Raw genomic sequence first — 21,038 nt, forward strand, 5'->3', positions numbered from 1 at the left:
CATAATTAATAATAGCATTGTTAATTTGATTAAGTTAATTGATCTAAAGAAAGGAAGAAAGTTAAATGAGCAAAATTAATTATCAGGAATATTGCAACGATATCAGTCAATTATTGAAGTATGCGGATAATGATAATTTGTCGGCAATAACGGCCGCTGTCAGTAAGATTAGTAAGTATGCCCATGCCTTGAGTGAGGTTGATGCCGATAAAAGCGAAGAAACAGCTAAACCGGCTGATCAAGTAGATTTGAAAGCAGCGGCGCCTACTGATCAAAAGTTGCCAAGTTCAACTACTACTCATGATCAAACAAAAACCAGTAAGGTTGATCAGTCAGCTGAACCCGTTAATAATGCTGACATGACCTATCGTTTTCAACGAAAATTAGTCGGCGCGCAGGTTGGTATTTATCATTATGGTGAATCACTGGTTCGGAAAATGAATTTTCAGGATGGCGATATGGTTAAGATTAAAGACGGGGATGCGTTTCCACCGGCGCTTGAGCTAGTCTTAAGAAATGAGTCAGTGACACCGGCTAAAATTGTCCGAAAAACGGTGATTGCGGAAAGTGACGGCTTTGGTGGCCTGGTAGCTAAGCGAACATATGACGGCGAGCCGATTTTAAAGGATGGTGAACCAGTAACGATGCGCTTAAACATCAGTGATGTTGAGCGAAACAACGTCCAACCTGATGATATTGTGGAAGTGGCCTACTACGTTGATCGAGGCCCTGAAGACGTTCGAGTTCCTTGGGTTTATCGAATCGGTGATCAAACCGATACGCTGGTAGCTGAATCAACGCCGAAACCACATCGGGCTTACGTCGATCATAAGACTAAACCAGCTGATGTCTTTACACCTAAGATTGACTTTGATTTAACCAACAAAACGGTTTTGATGGCGGGGTACTCTGCTCATCGAACCGAAGTTGAGGAAGTTGTTAAGGCCCACCACGGCAAGCTGATCGTCTTTGATCACGCAGCCAGTGGCAAAGGAATCGAATCAGACTTGTTAACAGCGGTCAAACATGCCGACGTGGTAATTGTGATGTTACACTCGGTTAGCCACGAAACGGCTAATAAAGCGATTGCCAATGCCAGAAGCTTCAATAAAATGGTCGCTACCAGCAATATCAACAGCCCGTTGAGTATTGAAGAGGCCATTAAACGGGCGTTGAATCGCGAGCCAATTTATCAACAATCTAGTCACGTCGTTGAATAAAATTTTATTACCAGTTATCTAAAAAGTCACCACCTACCCAAGTTTTTAAGTGCTTGCATAGGTGGCGACTTTTGTATTTAAACTTGTTAAGAGAGTTTATGGCTTGTTGAAAAGCAGCTTAAGTTTACCCCACATGGAAGCCTGTTGCCAATTGGCTTCCCACTGTTTGACTTTTCGGCGATACTTAGCAACCCTGATCTCCTCTTGGGTTGGCCAATTTCTTTTCGTGATTGTCACTTTGAAGCGGATCCAGCATTTGGGACATTTGCAGGTCCCCTGATAGCCTTCGGTGCGTGAGTGGGTGACGTCTGTTTGAACCCAACCGCAGTAAGGACAGGCATAGTGGTAATAACAGGCATGTTCGTCGGATTTGGTGAAGACAACACCTCGAGTGGCGAAAAATTTAATCATATAGCAGCTTTGATACTCCTTATTATTAGTGTTGAACCGGCACTAAATTATATTTCCTAATGGTTTTATAACATATCGTCGAAGAAAATTCAAACACCAATTTTTAGAGAAGACCATGCTGTCGGGGATTTATATCTCAAAATTTTTTGTTAACACGAGGGTGGTTATTTAAGATGAGTCACTCGGGATACTGATCAGCTGGTAATTTGATGATGGGCCAAGTTGAAAAAACGGTTACAGTGGTCGGCCGTTTTCGAGATGAATGTCAAGCAACCAAGTTAGAATGTCTGGTAAGACCCGTTGCCAGTACAACCAATCATGATCGCCTGGAGAAGTTCGGTAGGTGATATTTAAATGAAGCTGGTCTTTCATATAGGCGGCGAAGCGATCATTATCGGTCTTCATAAAATCCTGGTCGCCGATACAATCATAGAACTCAATCCGCTTCAAAGCGGTTTGATTTGCTTGCCGGGCGAGGTTTTCTAAGTAGTGTTTGGGTGCGGGCCCGTTAAAAATACTACGATAATCCGGCATTAACTCAGGTAAAATTGTTAAATTAACCACTGATGAAATGGCAATTGCGGCACTGAACCAGTCGGGATGACTGAAGGCTAATTTGAGTGCACCAAAGCCACCCATTGAAACGCCACCAACAAAGTTATCTTTGGGGTCGGTTGAGAGTGGGAGCAGTTTGCGCATTTCAGGAATCACTTCTTGGGTCAAATAATCCCAGTATGGCAGCCCATTGGCCAGATTCATGTAAAAGCTGCGGCCCATCTCAGGTGTAATGATGGCTAAATTGGTGTATTTATCCAAGACTTCCAGGTTGGTTTTGCGTAGCCAGCCGTTGCCGCTGTCACCAAGTCCGTGAAATAACCAGAGGGCTTGTAATGGTTGGTTGGCAGGGATATCGTTGGGTAAAATCACATGAATGGTGGTTTGTTCCTGAAGTGCTGGCCACGCTCGAGTTAGATTCAGCAATGTCATTTCAAAACCTTCTTTGATCGTTTATTAATCAGTCGTTTTCAGCCTCCATCATAGCATGGTTAAATGATTGAAAGCGGCTGGAAGAATCGAAGTACTACCACCAGAGGCAACTAAAAGTAAGAAGTCGGCAAGCAAAATTAAAGTAAGTTGTTTGACTAGACTTTCTTGAAGGGCAATGTTATATTATCGCCGATAAGAAATGGCTGTTTGGTGGCTGAACAACTCAAACTTATCAGGTAAAATGATTGAAATCCGATTTAAAAAGCCACATTAGCGCCGCTATCTCCCCCTTAAGTAGTGGCGCTTTTGTATGAAATCATTTTAAAGCGTTTGATTAATCAATAAAATAACTCCTGTAGAATTAAACAGCAATTTCTGTTAAATAAAAAATTATTATGCCTGAAGTCAAATCATGTGCAATAATCTCAGGAACGACGTATTATGAAATCGAATTCAAAAGGATTCATTATTTTAGGGGAGGTTATCATTATGGCAAAAAAAGTAGCTGTTGTAACCGGTTCAGCCGGTGGTTTAGGTAAAGGCATCGCAGAACGCTTGGCTAACGACGGGTTTGCGATTGTCCTTCACGATATCAATCAGGATTTGCTGAAAGAGACCGAAGCTGAATTCAAAAATAAGGGATACGACGTTACCAGCTTTGTTGGCGATGTTTCTAAACGTGATGATCAATTTAATTTGGTAAAACATGCGGTTGATACTTTCGGACGTTTGGATGTTTTTGTTAACAATGCCGGTATTGAAGCCGTGACACCATTCATGGAAATTGATGAAAAAGAACTTCAACGAGCTTTCTCAATTAATGTGTTTGGCATGGTTTATGGCACTCAAGCAGCCGCAACCCAGTTCATCAAACAAGGCGGTGGCGGCAAGATTATCAGTGCGTCAAGTATTGCCGGCCATGAATCCTATGCAATGCTGGGAACCTATTCAGCAACTAAACACGGGGTTCGTTCATTTACTCAGACGGCATCCAAAGAGCTGGCTAAGTACAAGATTAACGTAAATGCTTATGCACCAGGTGTTGCCAAGACCAAGATGTGGGATCGAATTGATGCCGAAATGGTCAAGCATGATCCATCATTGAAACCGGGCGATGCTTTTGCAAAGTACAGTTCAGAAATTTCACTGGGACGTTATGAAGTACCGTCAGATGTTGCTAACTTGGTATCATTCTTGGCATCCCCAGATTCAGACTATATTACTGGCCAAACGATCCTGGTAGATGGCGGAATGGTATATCGATAAAAGTGAGCGAACAAAAGCGCTTAACACCCGAATGATAAGACGCCAATCTGGGAAATCCTGGGGTTGGATTTTTCAGATTGATCTCTTATCAGGAGTGGTGCTGCTTTTGGTAGGCTCTTTCCTAAGAGTGAGTTTCACCCAAGAAAAAAAGTCATTCAAAATGCAAACTATTAAAAAAATCACTCAACTTTCGCTTTGAGAGTTGGGTGATTTTGTTGTTGACAGTGATTGCTAAAAACCAGTTATTCTTCAGAAATGATAATTCCCTTGGCTTTTAGGTTGTTCAGACACTCAGTTAAGTAAGCCTGATTGTGCTCTGGGTAGATCGGATCTGTTAATGGACAAGGTGCTAACTGCTGATAAGCAGGACAATGTTCACCGCGATAGCAGGGATCCAACCATTTAGGGTTTGGGTGATACCCCCGACGCATCATTTCTGCCATTACCAACTGATGAAACTGATAGAGCTTATAAGGTGAATAGTGAAAAACATAGTCAACCGTTGCGTGTTTGCGGCCCCAGCCGTTACCCCGTAAAGCAGCCAGTTCATGATGCTGACCGAGTAACTGCTGGCGGGGCAGCTTGGTAATAAGTAATTGATGCCATAATCTCATAAATGAAAGCCTCGAATAGTTTAGTCTTGGTAGGATGACGATTGATTATTTCAAATTTTTTTAACTGATGGCCGTCATGCCATTGTTGGCCAAACTTTAGAGCTGTTGTTTTGGTACTTTTGGAGAAAGAAGTTATAAGATTTTGCAGTTAATTTTTGATTTGCAAAATTTGCTAATGGAACTTTGGTTAACGGCGACATCCTAATCTTGACCAAGTGTTTTACCTTTGATGTTTTTTCATCCGGGATAACCGGAATATCCGCCCATTTTTTAGTGTGTCCGTTGACGACAATTCCAGGTGTGCCTGAATTGAATTCAACTTCATAACCCATTTCGTTAAAAATGCTTATCAATCGTTTTTTATCCAGCATTATTAAAATGTCCCTTCTTTCTAAATATAAGTTACACTTAAGCTCTTAAAATCAATAATCGACTGGTCAATGACATTAATTTGGATGCCAGTATTTCGAATCCTATTTTGAAAGTCATTTTCCAAATTAAGTGCCTTGTAGGTCAGTTTGTCATCTGCAAAAGTGTATTTGACGGCCTTAATGTTATGATATTTAATAAAAGCATCGATTATCAAACAACGGCACGTTGCATTATCTGATTGCGGTGTCAACTTAATAGATAAGTTTTGCAACTGTTCCGCAAATGCTTCTAAGGAGTTCCTTCCTTTCTCAGTATCTAGATTTAAGAAAACCTGTTCATCCACTTTAATTTTAACTTTAATGACACATTTGACAGATCCTCTTAAATTGGGATTTGAACATGCAAACCACTGCGCCTTGGACTTATCTTCAACAAAAAAGTAAATGCCTTGCCCTAACCAGTGATTAGTTCTTCTCTTGAATTTGAACTTTTTGCATCGCCTAATGGATAAAAAGCGTTCTTTAGATGTACCGTGATAGCACTGATTATAAGACAACAAGTTACTTTCTCCTGTTATTAAATTTTGTATGAAAAGCAATTCCTTTGAAGCAAAAAATTACTACTCAGTTATTATAAAGGGTTTTTAAGACTATATCAATGCACTAATTGTTATAATTTTATTAAGTAAATTCCGGATTCAGATATGTTAAAGCAGTTGGACAACCTAATGTTTTTAGATTGAACACGGCCATAAAGCCAGATATCACCTTTCTCCATTTTGAAATAGTCGGGACTTCAACAAGTAGGTGACTTGATACTTTTCGGCTAGTTCTTTCAAAAAAGGATTCAATTGATCATTTTCAGGCGTTAACTGGGCTAATAATGTCAAATATCGTTGCTTTTCTTCTGGCGTGGCGACCTTCTTGAAATAGCCCCAAACGTGCTGATAGGTATTGGTGAGCGTTGCTTTAGTTGGTTGTTTGCTGGCCACAGAATTTAGTAAGGCGTTAAATTGCGCCTGTTTTTCTTCCGACCAGTCGTTATTTTTTGCCAGTTGGCGGAGTTGATTGTAAGTTTGCTGCGAACGGGCCATGACCCAGTACTTGTTAGTTGCCCAGACAGTCTGCCAATTTTTGATGGCTGGTCACCCCTTTCTACATAGACGATAGCAAGAATTCCCCAAATTGTGAAATCTGACGATTGAAATCGGTTTGATCTAAAAGGTGATCCAAAACGAGCTAAATCAACAGGCTAGATTAGTTAAAGATGAGAGAAAATCTTACTTTTCACTTGAAAAAATTATTTGATATGGTATTATCGAGAATAATTAAATCGTTTGATAATGTTATGAAGAGAAGAGTATCCGTGATGTTTCTTTAAAGAGAGCCGCGTTGGTGGAAAGCGGTAGGAAAAATGACGGTGAAGATGAGCTCTGAACATTGAGACTTGTTCACGCAGGTGTCACGGCAGGATCCGTTACCATCCCGGGCATTTAAATTTGAATGTGCCGATGAGGTGAGCTGTGTAAGCAGGTCACAAATTAGGGTGGTAACGCGAAGCTTTCGTCCCTAGCTGCATTGATGTGGCCAGGGATGAAAGCTTTTTTCGTTTCAGATGTAAAATTCTGAGTTGCATCAACATTGATCAAACGACAATTAACTTGAAAGAGGGGTTAGAATGACGAATTTGATCGGTTAATGGTTGGATTCGGGTATCAAAGTTTTTGCTATTATTTTTTAATCCGATTAAGAAGAGGAGTGTTTAAGTTATGAAAAGATCAACCAAATGGATTATTGGCATTGTAGTCATTTTGGTCATCGTTGTGGCCGGTTACTTTAGTTTTGCCAGAAAGTCGGCTACCAGTAGTCAAACTGTGACGGTAGGAATCATGTCAGGCACCAGCAAGGATGACAAAGTTTGGAATGAAGTTGCCAAAATTGCTAAGGATAAGTACAAGTTAAACGTAAAATATAAGAAGTTTACCGATTACACCCAGCCCAATAAGGCAGTTGCTAACGGGGATGTTGATATCGATGCCTTCCAGCATTACGATTTCTTAGACGACTGGAACAAGAGTAATAAAGGTAACTTGGTGCCAATTGGTCAAACATTTATTACCCCAATTCGGGTCTACTCTAAGAAAGTGAAGAGTTTGAATGATTTGAAGACCGGCGCCACAATCGCGGTACCAAACGATGCCACCAATGAATCACGGGCCCTCTTTGTTTTGAAAAATGCCGGCTTGATCACCTTTAAGCCGGGAACGACTCAGGCAACGGTCAGCTCGATCGCCAAGAATCCAAAGAAAATTAAGATTAAAGAATTGGATGCCAGTCAAACGGCCCGGGCTTTATCCGACGTTGACGCAGCGGTCATCAATACCAACTTTGCGCAAACAGCCGGTTTGAATTATAAATCAGCCATTTACGTTGAACCGCTCAATAAAGATTCTAAGAAGTGGATCAATATCGTTGCCGCTGAGAAGAAGGACAAGAACAAGAAAGCTTATAAAGAATATGTTAAAGCTTTCCAGACTAAAAAAGTTAAAAATCTAATCCATAAGGAATACGGCAACGCTGAACTTGCCGCTTGGGATCTGAAGTTCAAATAAGTCAAATTAACGAGGTGTTAAAATGTCTGACAGCATTATCGACTTGGAAAAGATTAACGTTCACTTTGAACAGGAAGGTCAAACCATTAAAGCCGTGAATGATGTCACCATTCACGTCGATCAGGGCGATATTTACGGGGTCGTTGGCTACTCAGGAGCCGGCAAATCGACACTGGTCCGAGTGATTAACCTGCTTCAGAAACCGACTTCCGGTAAAGTGGTGGTCAACCACGAAACGCTGTTTGAAAAAACCGATCAGTCAGCTGCGAAGATTATTGATGCTAAAAAACTGCGAATCAAGCGGCGTAAAATTGGGATGATCTTTCAGCATTTTAATCTGTTGGAAGAACGGACCGTGAGTCAAAACATTGAATTTGCCCTGCGACACAGTGGTCAAAAGGAAAAAGCTATTCAGCAGCGCGCTCAGCGACTATTGGAGTTGGTCGGTTTGGGTGATCGTGGGAAAGCCTTTCCCGCCCAGCTTTCAGGTGGTCAGCAGCAACGGGTTGCCATTGCCCGGGCGTTGGCCAATGATCCCGAAATTTTGATTTCCGATGAAGCCACTTCTGCACTGGATCCCAAGAATACGATTCAGATTCTGGACCTGCTAAAACGAGTCAACCAGGAACTTGGGTTAACGGTTGTGTTAATTACCCATGAAATGGATGCCGTGAAACGAATTGCCAATAAGGTGGCGGTCATGAGCGACGGGCAAATCGTTGAACGTGGTAGTATCGTTGATGTCTTTACCAATCCGCAGGTCCCCTTAACTAAAGAATTAATCGGGACCTCAGGCGAATCAGCCAAGGCTCGCAAAATTCTGGCAACCCATCCGGTTCAGGCAAGCGATGATCAGTGGGAATTACTGCACTTAACCTATACCGGCCCGTCAGTTATTGAACCGGTAACTACTGAACTGTACCAGAAATTTAACGTCGAAGTCAGCATTATTTTCGGTAATGTCGATGAATTGCAGGGCATTCCGGTTGGAACACTGTTTGTGACGATGACCGGCACGCAGCAAGCCCGACAGCAGGCAATTGCTTATTTACATGATAAGAAAATTGGCGTTGCGGCAATTGAGAAGGAGGTGGCCCACTAATGGCTTGGTTTGCAAAGTATTTTCCCAACGTGGTGACGCTGGGTTGGGGTGGCGACGATGGTTGGCTGACCGCCATTGGCCAGACCCTTTATATGACATTCTGGTCAGCGTTATTCGGCGGCATTCTTGGCTTGATCTTTGGGGTTGGCTTGGTGTTGTTCGATAAGGGCGGCATCAAGGAAAATCAGATTTGGTTTAACATTTTTGATAAGATCGTGTCGTTCTTTCGAGCAATCCCGTTTATTATTTTGCTGGCGTTTATCGCACCGGTGACGCAAAAGATTGTCGGAACCCAGATTGGGACGACGGCGGCATTAGTACCGTTGTCACTGGGGATGTTTCCCTTCTATGCCCGTCAAATTCAGGTAGCTTTGGAGAGCGTTGATCACGGAAAGATTGAAGCAGCTCAATCAGTTGGCGCGACCTTTTCTGATTTGGTCTTCGCGGTTTATCTGCAGGAAGCCCGCTCGGAAATTGCCCGGGTCACCACGGTAACACTGATTAGTTTGATTGGTTTAACGGCCATGGCTGGCGCGATTGGTGCCGGTGGCTTGGGAAATACCGCTATTGCGTATGGCTATAATCGATTTGATAACGATGTGACGGTGATGGCGACCTTGCTGGTATTGATTTTCGTGTTAGTTGTTCAATTGGTTGGGGACTTCTTGGCTAAGCGATTGAGTCATCGCAGTCAATAACCGGTGAGTGAAAGCTTGGTTTGATTTGGAAAGGTTCGATTAGGAAAAGATGCAAAAAGAACAGCAGTTGCAAATACTCAAAGATTTAATTCGAATTCAATCGACAAACGGCAATGAAGCCGCTGTTTCGGCTTATATTGGCAAGTTATTTGACCAACATCACATTTCATACCAAATTGATAATTTTGGTGATGACCGAGCTAATCTAGTGGCTGAAATTGGCAGCAAGCAAACGGATCAGATATTGGCGTTTGAGGGCCATCAGGATACCGTAGCCGTAGCGGATGAACATGCCTGGCAAACCAAACCGTTTGAACCGACCGTTGTGGGCGATAAACTCTATGGTCGGGGCTCGGCAGACATGAAAAGTGGTTTGGCGGCTGAAGTGATTACCTTGATTGAATTGGCGGAAGCTAATGTGCCGATCAAGGGCACCATCCGCTTGATCGCAACGGCTGGTGAGGAGTACGGCACACCCGGCGCCAATCGCTTAAATGAAAAGGGCGTTGCCAAAGACGTTTCGGCGATGGTAGTTGGCGAACCGACCAGCGGCCAAGTGATTTATGCGCATTCCGGTAGTTTGAATTATCAGGTTAAAAGCATTGGCAAAGCGGTTCACAGCTCAATTCCTGAACAGGGGGTTAATGCCATTGTTGGCTTAGCTAAGTACATCGATGCCGAAGCTGATTTGTTTGATCAGGCCGGCAAAGATCCATTCTTGGGGCCGGTGAAGCATTCAGTAACGCTAATTAAGGGCGGTGAGCAGGTCAATATCATTCCCGGATATGCGGAATTGGCTGGTAACGTTCGGCCGACACTGAGTTTTGATAATGATCGAGTCATTGCAGCGATTAAAGGGGCCGTTGACCGAATCAACCAAGAGACGCCTTATCAGCTGGAATTTTCATTGATTCATAATTTCCGACCGGTCGAAACCGATCCAAAGACGCCGTTCGTCCAGTTGGTTAAGCAGGCCGCTGATACGGCTTATCAGGACCGGCAAGTTGAATTAAAGATTATCAACGGTGCGACGGATGCCAGCGTCTTCATTAAAAGCAATCCTGATATGCCCGTTGTAGTGTTGGGACCAGATGCTTGGGACGTTGCCCATCAAGTGAACGAATATACGACATTAACCAGCTTTTATGAAACGATCCAGTCTTATGAACAGATTGTGAAACGGTATTTTGAAATTGAAAACTAGGTGAAGTAAAAAGCTTTCCGGAGGCAGTCAAGTGGCTGCTTTTGGAAAGCTTTTTGAGTGGGGAAATAAAATGCGACCTTTTCATTGAGGCTTGAAATTATTATTAGCACGATTGATGCGTTTCAAATTGGAATTCATTTGCTGATTAACGCTTTTTAATGTTTTGACGACATTTTTGCCCTCGTAACTGGTTTCCATGGCGGTTTGTTCTAATTGACGGGTGTATTGCATCCCTTCCATTAACAAACCAGAGTTGGCATCGTTCGGTTTTGCGGCTGCCAATTGTTCGGCTGGGACTTTAGCTTCCGGAATCTTTGCGTAAAGCTTTTTAAGAGTAGCCGTTTTTTCGGCTTGATGATTAATGGCCAAATACCCGGTTGCCCTTTGCCAGTTGGCTTGGCTTTGCGGTTTCAAAGCATATTTGATAAAGGCAAAAGCACCATTTTGAACCTGTTTTGATTTATCATTACCAATCCACAAAGACGCGCCACCAATGCTGACACCGTTATTTTTAACGCCATCTGGATGTGGGAAGTAAGTAATTCCCAGCTGCGGTTTCTTAGTTACCGTTAGCTGACTGATGTAAGCTGACGTGTTGAAGAAAAGCGCAACCTTGCCAGACATAAAGCCGGCAATTTCATTGGCGGCGGCATTGGAACCCGAACCATAATTCATGAAATCGCCATTTTTAATGTTGGTTTGCAGCCACTTGAGGTATTTTTGAGTTGTGGGGTTATTCAGGTGGATATTAGTTGGTGTCCCTTTATGGCCATCGTGTTGATTAACCAGCAACGTTTTGGCATTTGCCAATGCTTCTTCCATTAACCAGCCGTTAATTTCCATCGTCATCCCTTTAATTTGATGATGTGATCGTTGATAAACTTCTTTTGCAATTTCAGTAATTTCACTATAACTTGGCGATTTCGAAGGTAGGTTAATGTGATATTTTTTAAGTACCGATGCATTATAGTACATCACCGGTTGGGAGATGTTAAAAGGCATTGAAAGCTGTTGTCCCTTATTGGAAAAGAACGCTTTAGCTGCTGGTGCAATTTGACTCATATCGTAATATTGTTGGTTGATGAACTTTTGCACGGGCGTGGCGTAATGAGTATGCATGATTTGAGCGGTTGAAATGTCAAATGATTGAAATAAGGCAGGGGATGAAGAGGAGCCGTGCGTTTGAATGATTTTTTGAACCGCTTCATCATAAGAGCCTTGGTATTGTGGAATGACCTCGTATTTCGATTGTGACTGATTAAAGTTTTTGACCATCTGATTCAATGCAACCTCGGCCGGGCCGCCCATTTCATGCCAAAAGACAATTTTAGTACGACCGGTTTGGGCGGATACTTGTCGGTTGGCAGAGGAAATGACGAACCCGCCGAAGATGATCACAATTAGCAAACCAATTAACAATAGGTAGTTTTTATAAACATGGTTAACCCGTTTCATTTTCGCCCCTCCAAAATGATTAAAAATGGTGAACTATCTTCAAATTTATTATTGAAAAGTACTGTAAAAAATTGGAGTTCATCCTGTAAAAAACGGGTAAAATTTGGAAATTAATTTTTATTGGCAAAAGGGCTTGCACTTGATCGAAATCAAACCACAGCGCTCCTTTGTTTCAAATGAAGAGACTGTTAAAATTGAAGTGAGAAAAATTCAAAATTTGTTTGAAAGGAAATGGGGTTATGTTGAAGAAATGGTGGCTTGGACCGGTGATGGCGCTGGTTTGTTTAGCGGTGTTGGTTGCACCGGTCCATGCCTCAACGGATTTGGGAAACGTTAAACGGGTATTCTACGTTAAGGTGAAGAAACCGATTTTTACCGGTCAATATACTAAGATCAATGGTCATCGCGGTCATCGGCTGCTAACGCCTAAGGGGACCATTTTGCGGGTCGTAGCGGTTAGACACGAGAAGGGCAACCCTTCCCAAGCAATTTTAACGCGTGGGTTAATCAGTTACCGACTGCGTCAAAGGATAGATCTGGGAACGGGCGAGTATCGGGTTAAGCACTTCAATACAACCTATTTCAAACCTTGTCATTTAAAATTGCCGATTAGCGAATATCAATTTCAAGCCGGTCGAGCAACCATTAATCATTCGGCTTATTACAAACCGATTTTCAACTTGACCATGGATGGTTATCTACAGTACTATACGTCGGCACGATTAAAGCATGCCCATATCCAAACCACCTGGTTGTACGGTAAACATCCAGTTAACGGTAACCATAATCCGCTGAGTACCATTAAGCCGTCAGTTGCTGTGAAAATTAATAAAACTGTTGCCAAGGGACATCATTTCTACCTGTACTTTCGACAGCCAGTTAGCGGGTTAAAGGCCAAAAAGGGTCATGGCGGTTATCGACTTTTGATTAATGAACTGAAGGATCACACTAAGACTTGGCACCAAAAGAATAATTTCTATTCACTGATGTGGCGGGATTACCACGTTGGCGGTCAGCCGTTCTATTTCCTTTGGGGAGCACAATCGAATGATTCGGGTTATTTGAAATGATGTGTAACGACTAACTTGAAAGGAACAGTTTTCTCAATTAATCCAAGGACTCTAGCTATTACCATTTTGCCGGCTGTCTAGGTTATTGAGCAGTTTTTTAAGAAAGGTGGTTCCATTAATTGAAATCAGTCACATACTCGGATTTTAGACGATCTTTGAAAGTGTACCTAAAACAAGCTAGTGAAGATTCTGAGTCCCTAATTGTTACTAATGAAGATACAAAAGATAATGTTGTGATGTCTAAGAGAGACTATGATGCCATGGTAGAAACGATGCGAATAATGTCCAATCCATATTTGATGAAGAAAATTAAAGCGGCAGATAGGCAGTTCAACAGTGGCCATTATCAAGAACATCAATTAATTGAGGATAGTGATAAGTAAGGCTTGGTCCGATGTTGCCTTGGATGATTATATGTACTGGCAAAATCAAGAACAGAAAAAATAATTAGAAAGATTACCAACTCATAAAAGATATTGATCGTCATCCGTTTTATCAAAATTAAAGTTGTACGAAAAGTGATGATAGCCAAAAAGACCGATTCAACAAAAATGAGTCGGCCTTTTCTATTGGGTTATAAAAGTTACCGGTTAAAATAGTTTTCCCAGTAATGCTGCGATAGCTGAACCGAAGAGAATCAGAATTTGAAAGGGCTCCAAGGCGATAACCTCCCTACATTTCAGATGATAATTTGTCGAATCTTTAAATGGTTAGCCAGTTTGGCTTGCTTAATCAAAAGTCTTCTAAAAATGACTGTTTTACATGAAATGATCTATCTTGAGATCTTCCAAAATATGGCGGCACCTGCTGCACAAATGAGAACTAAAATTTGAATGGGTCCCATAGCGTTACTTCCTTTAGATATTGATTGAATTAACTTATTATAACGCCAATTGGCATTAATAATCAGCCGCAATTTGACGATTTCTTCAAGTTAATGACATTCTCGTGGATTATTTCTATAATGAAGACGGTAACGAAAGGAAGTTTTTTAACTATGGCGAATGTATTAATCTTAGGAGCGAATGGCAAAATTGCCCGCTTGGCTGAACAGCAATTACTTGATCAAACTGATCATCATCTGACGTTGTTCTTGCGAAAAGCCAATCGATTAACAGTGACTGATTCAAGCCGGGAAACGGTGATCGAGGGGGATGCCACCGATCAAGCAGCTTTAGTCAAAGCATTAACCGGTATTGAGATTGTGTATGCCAACCTTGGCAATCAAGCTATTGAGAAACAGGCTAAATCTGTCGTGGCCGCAATGGATCAAGTGGGTGTCAAACGACTAATCTGGATTTCCACTCTTGGTATTTACGATGAAGTTCCGGGAGCGTTCGGCAAATGGAATCACGAAAAATTGGATGGCGGGTACTTGGAAACTTATGCCGCAGCTGCCAAAGTTATCGAGAATTCCGACTTGGCTTATACGATTATTCGGCCAGCCTGGTTATCAAATAAGGACATTGTCAGCTATGAAACAACGCAAAGGGGTGAATCTTTCAAGGGCACCGAAGTTTCCCGAAAGAGCATTGCCGATTTTGTCGTGAAATTAATCAACCAACCAGACAAAGAAGTCCGTCATTCTGTTGGGGTTAACCAGCCGAATACGGATGGTGATAAGCCGTCGTTTTATTAGGAAAAAGGCCATATAGGAATTAGTTCCTGTATGAAGCTCATCCCTTATTAAATTAAGCGACTGTCATATGTTTTAAAGAGATAATATCATTTCAATCTTCTCAATCTTCCTTAGAAATGGTCAACCAGCAACTCAAGCTGGCCAACCATTTCTTAGGAAGATTTTTATTTTATCATTGACAAATTTACCACACAGCATATACTGTACATATAATCATATAAACAGTATATGCAGGTATTAGCAGTGGAGGCGAGGAGCATGTTATCAGTTCAGCAAGTAACTAAGCGGTTTGGTAATCAAACGGCGGTTGATCAAGCAACGTTTCAATTAAAACCAGGCGAAATTTTGGGGTTGATTGGTCAAAATGGCGCCGGTAAGACGACAACTTTTCGAATGATTCTAGGATTTTTAATGTCAGATGCCGGTCAAATTAATTGGGATGGTCAGCCAATGGCCAAATTGGACCATCGCTTTGTTGGTTATCTACCGGAAGAGCGTGGGTTGTATCCTAAAATGACCATCGAAGAACAGGTATTATTCTTTGGCCAATTGCACGGGATGAGTCGACGAGCAGTGTCAGCAGCTTTAACTGATTGGCTGGCTAGATTTCAAGTCAAAGGTAAACGTTCCGATAAAATCAAAGACCTTTCCAAAGGGAATCAGCAAAAAGTCCAACTAATTTCAGCACTAATTCATATGCCCAAATTGGCGATTTTGGACGAACCCTTTTCCGGCTTGGACCCGGTAAACGCTGGCCTATTGGAACAGGGAATTCGGTTATTGCAAAAGAATGGCACAGCAATCATTTTCTCAAGTCATGATATGCGAAACGTTGCTGAACTTTCCGATCGGATTTTAATGCTGCGGAATGGTCGAACGGTACTTTCGGGAACCGTAGATGACATTCAAAAGCAGTATGGGCGAACCCGGATTTTACTTGAACGCCCCGCATTAAATCGAGCAGAACTCGCTGGTTTGCCCGGTGTTTCTTCAGTTCGGGAAAATGGCGATCGGTATACGTTAGCTTTGAAAGATGAAACGGCTGGGTCGGCTATTTTTAAAGCCGTAAGTGCCAATGGCTATATTCAGACATTTAGCCAGCAGGCGCCAAGTTTGGATGAAATTTTTCGGATGAAAGTTGGTGAGTCAAATGACTAAATTAAAAGTAATTATGAATCAGGTTTATCGAAAAAATCTTCACAGTTTTGGTTGGTGGTCAATGGTGTTGGCACCGTTAATCTGTGTGCTGGTGTTTGCAGGATTAAATTGGTTCAGTACGGCCAACCAGCAAACGCCTAAGGTGGCAGTTGTGGGCTCAAGTGCCGTTACCAAAGGCTTGGTACGTCAAAATAGTGCCCATTTACATTACGTCGCCTATCCGACAGAAGCCAAGGCCAAAGCAGCGTTAAGTTCGGCAGATGCTGACGGCCTGCTGGTAGTTGGTAATCAGACAAATCAAACTAAATTGTATCAGCGTAGTGACGGTCAATCGATTGGGATTGGAACGGTTCAGGCCAATTTAGGTCGCCTGAAAACGGCGGCGGTTGCTCAAAGCTTGCATCTTAACCAATCACAGTTGACGGCTTTGCTGAAATTACCGCGGGTTGCACACCAAACTGTGACGTTGAAAGGCGGGCAGATGGTGAAGACGACTAACCAAAGTAATGCCACTAAAGATATTGTCTCAATTGCGGTGGGTCTGTTGATGTACCTGTTTCTTTTAAGCTATGGCAGTATTGTGGCTTCAGAAATTGCGACTGAAAAGGGATCGCGGATTGAGGAATCGATTTTGGCGGCCGTTGATGCTAAAACCCAGTTTTATGGTAAACTAACGGGTATCGGCGCCTTGATCTTGACCCAATTGGGATGCTATACCGTTGTTGCTTTAGGCATTGGTCTATTTGGCAATCGGCTCTCGATTATCAAAGATTGGTTGTCACAAATTGAGTGGCAACAACTTGGCTGGTCATTTGTACTGATTTTAGCGGCGTCCTTTGTGATTGGCATTATCAGTTACACCATTTTAGCGGCGCTTTGCGGCTCACTGGTTTCAACTCAGGAACAAGCCAGCCAAGCCGTTCAGCCGGTGGTTTTGTTATCAATGGTCGGCTACTTTGCTTCTTTAATGGTAGCCAACGGGAACGGTGCGATCATGTCGGTACTGAGTTATCTGCCGTTTTTAAGCCCGATGATTATGCCGGTGCGTTACGGGATTGGCCAAGTCGACTTGATGCAGGCTGGCCTTGCATTAGGGATTAATTTCATTTTCTTGATCGGCTTTGCGATGGTGAGTGCCCGAGCTTATCAAACCAATGTGTTGGTTTACAGCCAAAAGGGGCTTTGGTCGTCGTTTCGGCGGAGCTTACCCTTTGGTAAACGTCGACCGGTTCGTAATTAACCGATCACACTTTAATGTGGTGGTTTAATGGCACCAATCATATGAAATTAAAAATAATGGGGAATGTTTATGCGAATTGTCGTTTCAAATAAAACCGGTGTCCCGATTTATCAACAGATTGAAGATCAAATCAAAGCGGCGATTCTGGCTGGCGAGTTGCAAGCTGGCACGTTGTTACCGTCGATTCGTCAGCTTGCCAAGGATCTACAAATCAGCGTGATTACCACAACACGGGCCTATCACGATTTGGAGGCTGCCGGGTTTGTCAACAATGTTCAGGGGAAAGGGACCTACGTTTTAGGACAGGATAGCGAATTGCTGAGAGAAACCGCTTTGCGGGCAGTCGAGAAGGGACTTCAGGAGGCCTTGGATGCCGCCAAGCTGGCACATCTATCAGCTGAGGAGCTTCACCAAATGTTGGATGCTTTGATTTCTGCTGGAGGGAAAACGGATGACTAATTTACTGGAAGTAACGGATTTAACCAAGGAATACGGCCACTTTTCACTGGACAAGTTGACGTTTCAGCTGCCCGAAGGTTTTATTTTAGGGATGATTGGGCCAAATGGCGCTGGTAAAACCACCACGTTGCGGATGATCTTGGATATGGCGACGCCCACCAGCGGCCAAATTAAGTTGGATGGCCAAACCAGTCGTCAAACCAGATTGGCGGATCGGGACCAGGTTGGTATTGTTTTGGACAACACGGTGTTTCCCGATGGCTGGAAAGCTGATAAAATTGCCAGAACTTTGGCGATGGTCTATCAAAATTGGGATGGTGACCGCTTCTTTGACCTGTTAAAAGAATTTGATGTTGATCGACAGGTTAAATACAAATCATTGTCGCGGGGCTCGCAAGTTAAATTAAATTTGGCTGCAGCCATTGCCCATCAACCCAAGTTGCTTATTCTGGACGAGCCGGCAGCCGGCTTGGATCCAATTGCCCGAGATCAATTGATCACGTTGCTACAGGGATTTATTGCGGATGGGCACCATAGTGTGTTGCTGTCCAGTCACATTACGGATGACCTTGCAAAAATCGCCGATTATTTAGTGTACCTGATTCACGGCCAACAGTTATTTTTCGGTGAAACTCAGACTCTGCTTGATCGCTATGCGGTAGTGAAGGGTGGTCTTGATCAATTGACTGGTGTGATTAAGCAAGCGGGCATTGGTTTGAGAACTTATGAAACCGGCTTTAGTGTGCTAATGGCGCGCAAACAGTTGTCAGCACTGCCAAGGGATTTAGTTATTGAGCCGGTCAGCCTGGACGAATTAATGGTTTATTTTGGAAAGCGGGTGGCAAAAGATGAAGCACGCGCTTAAAGTAGCCCGGATTGATGTGGCGTGTTGGCCGGTGAAGTGGGGGATGCTGGGAGCAATTTTGGCTTTGGATCTGTTGGTTTTGATTTTGGCACTTATTAAACTTCCAATACTTTCCATTGCATTTGGATTTGCGTCAGGCCTGTCTGTAGCTGGGTTAATTATGCCATTTTATAGCAGCCAAGGGCACAATTTGGATGGAATGTTTACTCTATTTAATTTTCAGCGATCTGAAGTTGTTTTAGGACATTTCTTATATGGGCTGGGTTTTATCCTACTGGTTATTTTAAATTATTTATGCATGGCAGGTCTGATGACTTTTTTGGCGCCTGGCCAAGCTGGAATTGAGATGGTTCCGGCAATTTGCTTGGCAATGGTTGGTTTTTTAGTTTTTTTGCTTAGCGTTCAATACCCGTTTGTGATTAACTTGGACTATGGCAAAGCACTTTGGAGCGTGGTCATTTCTTTATGCATTGTGATGTTTTTGGCCCCAACAGTTGGGACCGAGTTATCAAAAACTGGTTTAATAGGTATCTTGATTTGCATTGTTGGTGTGATCGTAGTGCTATTTAGTTCTATCTGGCTATGTATTCGACTATATCAGAAAAAAGAATTTTAAGAGCTAACCTTGATAAACAACAGATGTGAGGTGATTTAATGATGAGAAATGCTGGAAAAGTCATGCGGTTGGACGCGGCGACGTGGCCTCTTAAACTTGGCTTTTGGTGGACAATTGGATTGGTGGACTTGGTGAGCCTTCTTTTAGTGGTCGTTGGGTTTGCGGATGAGGCAATGTCAATTTTATCAGTAGTAACGGTAGGAACAGCTGCCAGCACGATTACAAGTCCTTTTTTTAGTAATCGGAAATATGGAACTGATGGAATGCTGGCAACAATGCCCTTTCAGAGGATCGAAATTGTGCTAGGGCATTTTTTCTATGGGCTGAGTCGGATTTTAACGCTAGAAATGAATTTATTTGCGATCTTTGTTTTAACTATGGAAGTTTTTCATGCTGATGATGCTGTTAACACGTTTATTCTATTTAGTATTTCCTCAAGCCTGTTTCTATTATCAATATTGATTTTATCTTATCCGCTTATTTTTAATTTTGCATTTCAACAAGTTTTATTGTTAGTAACGGCGGTAACAGTTAGTTTGGGACTTATTGTAATGTTGATCGTTCCAGTCATCAGTGTAGCTGATTTGATTCGACGGTTAACAGTAATGGACCTTAGTGGCTTAGGATTGCTGATGGTGATTGGACTATTGGTTTCGATTTGGCTGAGTATCAAGTTTTATGATAGAAAAGAATTTTGAGGCTCCTTTGATATAAGGTTATTTAAGCATTTTCGAGATTATTTATCTGTTTTCGGTATCGTTTGGCTTGATTTGATACCGAAAACAAGTTGTTGATACAGAAAAGGGCTCATAGTCTGTTGTTTTCGCTCAGACTATGAGTCCCGTTTTCTTTGAAGTTGGATTTTAATTTAAAAAATGTTGTGCTAAGAATTCTGCAAGATATATTTGGAGGCTCGTCCCTGACTAATTAATTTGATTTGGTTTGATCGTTGGAGTGTTACCAAGGTCCGTTTGATGGTAATATCGCTGTATTGAGGGACCAGGGCACCGATTTCTTGGCGAGATAGCGGCCTTAGTTCCTGCTGGAGAGCTTTAAGAATCAGGTCAGCTGCTGAAATCGGCTTTTCCTCAACGATATTAATTCGTTCATTTAGATTTCGATAAGCTTGAAGAACAACACCCAGGAAATAATCCAGAAAAGGACCGTAATCGTTTTGATTGACATGCCAGTCTACGGAACTTTGTTTTAAAGCCTCGTAATAATTATGCTTAGTTTGTTCGATAAGATGCTCTAAACTGATATACTTGCCAACGTTAAATTTGGCTTGGTACATTGTTAGAAGCATCAGTAGGCGAGATAGTCGACCGTTGCCGTCTCTAAATGGGTGGATGGTGACAAAATCAAAGATGAAGGCCCCACAAAGGATAAGTGAAGGAAAAGTCGCATCATTGACGGCTTGATTATAAGCTTGACAAAGTTCTTCAATTAGTTGTGGTGTGAGGTAAGCTGCTGGCGGCTGAAATCGGATTTCACGATCACCGTTTGCAAATTCAGTGATGATTTGATTATCTGAATCTTTAAAATGTCCGCCCCGGGTACTGTTGGTGTAAGCAAATAGTCGTTTATGAAGCGTTAGAATTGAACTCTTTGTGATTGGGATGTACTGAGCCTGTTCATGAACTAAACTTAGGACGTCACGATATCCGGCAATTTCGGCTTCCGATTGGTTATGTGGTTGGGTTCGTTGATGAACCAATTCTTTTAATCGAGTATTACTGGTGTAAACACCCTCAATTCGATTAGAAGCATCGGTACTTTGGACTTTAGCCACACTGGTTAGGTGGTCCAAGATCTTTTTCGATTTAATTTGGATAGTTGATAATCGCCCTTTCAATTCGTAAATTTGGTTGAGCTTATCGACCATTTGACCAGTTAATTCTAAATGATTCAAATCAGTATAGTTGAATTTTTTCAGGATCATTGACCTCTTTTCGGTATCATTTTACACTATTTGATACTGAAAAGATATTGTTGGTACCGAAAAATTGAAACTCTTAAATTGTCGAATTGGAATTGGTCGGTTTTTCTTC

The 21,038-nt window shown here is 42.3% G+C and carries 23 protein-coding genes and 1 other annotated feature; of the genes, 15 read left to right on the forward strand and 8 right to left on the reverse strand.

Translation table 11 applies throughout. The features are described 5' to 3' along the window. The first annotated feature begins 65 nt into the window (after positions 1-65). A complete protein-coding gene (locus ED605_RS04785; protein WP_121977738.1) occupies positions 66-1,220 on the forward strand; it encodes a DUF2325 domain-containing protein in 1,155 nt (384 codons plus the stop codon). 96 nt (positions 1,221-1,316) lie between these two features. Here the strand turns inward: ED605_RS04785 and ED605_RS14585 are convergent, their stop codons facing one another. Together ED605_RS14585 and ED605_RS04795 are read right to left on the reverse strand one after the other, a co-directional pair. Further along, positions 1,317-1,457: a hypothetical protein gene (locus ED605_RS14585; protein ID WP_162919750.1), complete on the reverse strand. Its 141-nt coding sequence runs from the start codon at positions 1,455-1,457 to the stop codon at positions 1,317-1,319. A gap of 408 nt (positions 1,458-1,865) precedes the next feature. Further along, positions 1,866-2,618, reverse strand: a complete 753-nt coding sequence (locus ED605_RS04795) for an alpha/beta hydrolase (protein WP_121977740.1) — start codon at positions 2,616-2,618, stop codon at positions 1,866-1,868. A 489-nt stretch (positions 2,619-3,107) separates the two neighbouring features. Between ED605_RS04795 and ED605_RS04800 the strand changes: the two genes are divergently transcribed. After that, positions 3,108-3,884 carry an acetoin reductase gene (locus ED605_RS04800; protein WP_121977741.1) on the forward strand — a complete coding sequence of 259 codons (777 nt, stop codon included), beginning with the start codon at positions 3,108-3,110 and terminating at the stop codon, positions 3,882-3,884. A gap of 242 nt (positions 3,885-4,126) precedes the next feature. Here ED605_RS04800 and ED605_RS04805 read toward each other — a convergent pair whose 3' ends face one another. The 4 genes from ED605_RS04805 to ED605_RS04820 all read right to left on the reverse strand — a co-directional run bounded on the left by ED605_RS04805 (position 4,127) and on the right by ED605_RS04820 (position 5,963). Beyond that, on the reverse strand, positions 4,127-4,498 hold the full coding sequence (locus ED605_RS04805) for a TIGR02328 family protein (RefSeq protein ID WP_121977742.1): 372 nt from the start codon (positions 4,496-4,498) through the stop codon (positions 4,127-4,129). Between the two features lie 74 nt (positions 4,499-4,572). Then, on the reverse strand, positions 4,573-4,869 hold the full coding sequence (locus tag ED605_RS04810) for a hypothetical protein (RefSeq protein WP_121977743.1): 297 nt from the start codon (positions 4,867-4,869) through the stop codon (positions 4,573-4,575). 20 nt (positions 4,870-4,889) lie between these two features. Beyond that, the gene (locus tag ED605_RS04815; protein WP_121977744.1) at positions 4,890-5,429 is read right to left on the reverse strand and encodes a hypothetical protein; all 540 of its coding nucleotides are present in this window, start codon (positions 5,427-5,429) and stop codon (positions 4,890-4,892) included. Between the two features lie 204 nt (positions 5,430-5,633). Continuing rightward, positions 5,634-5,963, reverse strand: a complete 330-nt coding sequence (locus ED605_RS04820) for a YbgA family protein (RefSeq protein ID WP_370824445.1) — start codon at positions 5,961-5,963, stop codon at positions 5,634-5,636. Positions 5,964-6,208: 245 nt separating this feature from the next. Continuing rightward, positions 6,209-6,443 (forward strand) — a binding site (T-box leader). A gap of 195 nt (positions 6,444-6,638) precedes the next feature. Here ED605_RS04820 and ED605_RS04825 point away from each other — a divergent pair. The 4 genes from ED605_RS04825 to ED605_RS04840 are packed head-to-tail and all read left to right on the forward strand — an operon-like array spanning position 6,639 to position 10,485. Next, positions 6,639-7,481 (forward strand): MetQ/NlpA family ABC transporter substrate-binding protein, encoded by an 843-nt coding sequence (locus tag ED605_RS04825; protein WP_121977746.1) that lies wholly within the window; start codon positions 6,639-6,641, stop codon positions 7,479-7,481. Positions 7,482-7,503: 22 nt separating this feature from the next. Then, a complete protein-coding gene (locus ED605_RS04830; RefSeq protein WP_121977747.1) occupies positions 7,504-8,583 on the forward strand; it encodes a methionine ABC transporter ATP-binding protein in 1,080 nt (359 codons plus the stop codon). Next, entirely contained in the window at positions 8,583-9,281 is a 699-nt protein-coding gene (locus ED605_RS04835; protein ID WP_121977748.1) for a methionine ABC transporter permease, read from the forward strand. The genes ED605_RS04830 and ED605_RS04835 overlap by 1 nt, the downstream gene beginning before the upstream one ends. A gap of 49 nt (positions 9,282-9,330) precedes the next feature. Continuing rightward, positions 9,331-10,485, forward strand: a complete 1,155-nt coding sequence (locus tag ED605_RS04840; RefSeq protein ID WP_121977749.1) for an ArgE/DapE family deacylase — start codon at positions 9,331-9,333, stop codon at positions 10,483-10,485. Between the two features lie 81 nt (positions 10,486-10,566). Here the strand turns inward: ED605_RS04840 and ED605_RS04845 are convergent, their stop codons facing one another. Continuing rightward, a complete protein-coding gene (locus tag ED605_RS04845; RefSeq protein WP_121977750.1) occupies positions 10,567-11,940 on the reverse strand; it encodes an extracellular solute-binding protein in 1,374 nt (457 codons plus the stop codon). A 239-nt stretch (positions 11,941-12,179) separates the two neighbouring features. On the opposite strand from ED605_RS04845, the gene ED605_RS04850 reads away from it, so the two are divergent. The 9 genes from ED605_RS04850 to ED605_RS04895 all read left to right on the forward strand — a co-directional run bounded on the left by ED605_RS04850 (position 12,180) and on the right by ED605_RS04895 (position 19,685). Next, positions 12,180-13,010 (forward strand): hypothetical protein, encoded by an 831-nt coding sequence (locus tag ED605_RS04850; RefSeq protein WP_121977751.1) that lies wholly within the window; start codon positions 12,180-12,182, stop codon positions 13,008-13,010. A gap of 119 nt (positions 13,011-13,129) precedes the next feature. Then, positions 13,130-13,393: a type II toxin-antitoxin system Phd/YefM family antitoxin gene (locus tag ED605_RS04855; protein WP_121977752.1), complete on the forward strand. Its 264-nt coding sequence runs from the start codon at positions 13,130-13,132 to the stop codon at positions 13,391-13,393. A gap of 614 nt (positions 13,394-14,007) precedes the next feature. Further along, a complete protein-coding gene (locus tag ED605_RS04865; RefSeq protein ID WP_121977754.1) occupies positions 14,008-14,649 on the forward strand; it encodes an SDR family oxidoreductase in 642 nt (213 codons plus the stop codon). Between the two features lie 258 nt (positions 14,650-14,907). Continuing rightward, a complete protein-coding gene (locus ED605_RS04870; RefSeq protein WP_121977755.1) occupies positions 14,908-15,807 on the forward strand; it encodes an ABC transporter ATP-binding protein in 900 nt (299 codons plus the stop codon). Continuing rightward, a complete protein-coding gene (locus ED605_RS04875) occupies positions 15,800-17,047 on the forward strand; it encodes an ABC transporter permease (protein WP_121977756.1) in 1,248 nt (415 codons plus the stop codon). Before ED605_RS04870 ends, ED605_RS04875 begins: the two co-directional genes overlap by 8 nt. 69 nt (positions 17,048-17,116) lie before the next feature. After that, a complete protein-coding gene (locus ED605_RS04880) occupies positions 17,117-17,506 on the forward strand; it encodes a GntR family transcriptional regulator (RefSeq protein WP_121977757.1) in 390 nt (129 codons plus the stop codon). Next, complete coding sequence (locus tag ED605_RS04885; RefSeq protein WP_121977758.1) at positions 17,499-18,371, forward strand: ABC transporter ATP-binding protein; 873 nt, start codon at positions 17,499-17,501, stop codon at positions 18,369-18,371. Before ED605_RS04880 ends, ED605_RS04885 begins: the two co-directional genes overlap by 8 nt. 58 nt (positions 18,372-18,429) lie before the next feature. Beyond that, positions 18,430-18,987, forward strand: coding sequence for an ABC-2 transporter permease (locus ED605_RS04890; RefSeq protein ID WP_162919751.1), 558 nt, complete (start codon positions 18,430-18,432; stop codon positions 18,985-18,987). A 38-nt stretch (positions 18,988-19,025) separates the two neighbouring features. Beyond that, on the forward strand, positions 19,026-19,685 hold the full coding sequence (locus tag ED605_RS04895; protein WP_121977760.1) for an ABC-2 transporter permease: 660 nt from the start codon (positions 19,026-19,028) through the stop codon (positions 19,683-19,685). A gap of 185 nt (positions 19,686-19,870) precedes the next feature. Here ED605_RS04895 and ED605_RS04900 read toward each other — a convergent pair whose 3' ends face one another. Further along, on the reverse strand, positions 19,871-20,929 hold the full coding sequence (locus ED605_RS04900) for a Fic family protein (protein ID WP_121977761.1): 1,059 nt from the start codon (positions 20,927-20,929) through the stop codon (positions 19,871-19,873). Positions 20,930-21,038 lie beyond the last annotated feature (109 nt).

Origin of the sequence: Lentilactobacillus raoultii (genome assembly GCF_900411375.1) — a bacterium.
In the GTDB taxonomy this organism is placed as follows: domain Bacteria; phylum Bacillota; class Bacilli; order Lactobacillales; family Lactobacillaceae; genus Lentilactobacillus; species Lentilactobacillus raoultii.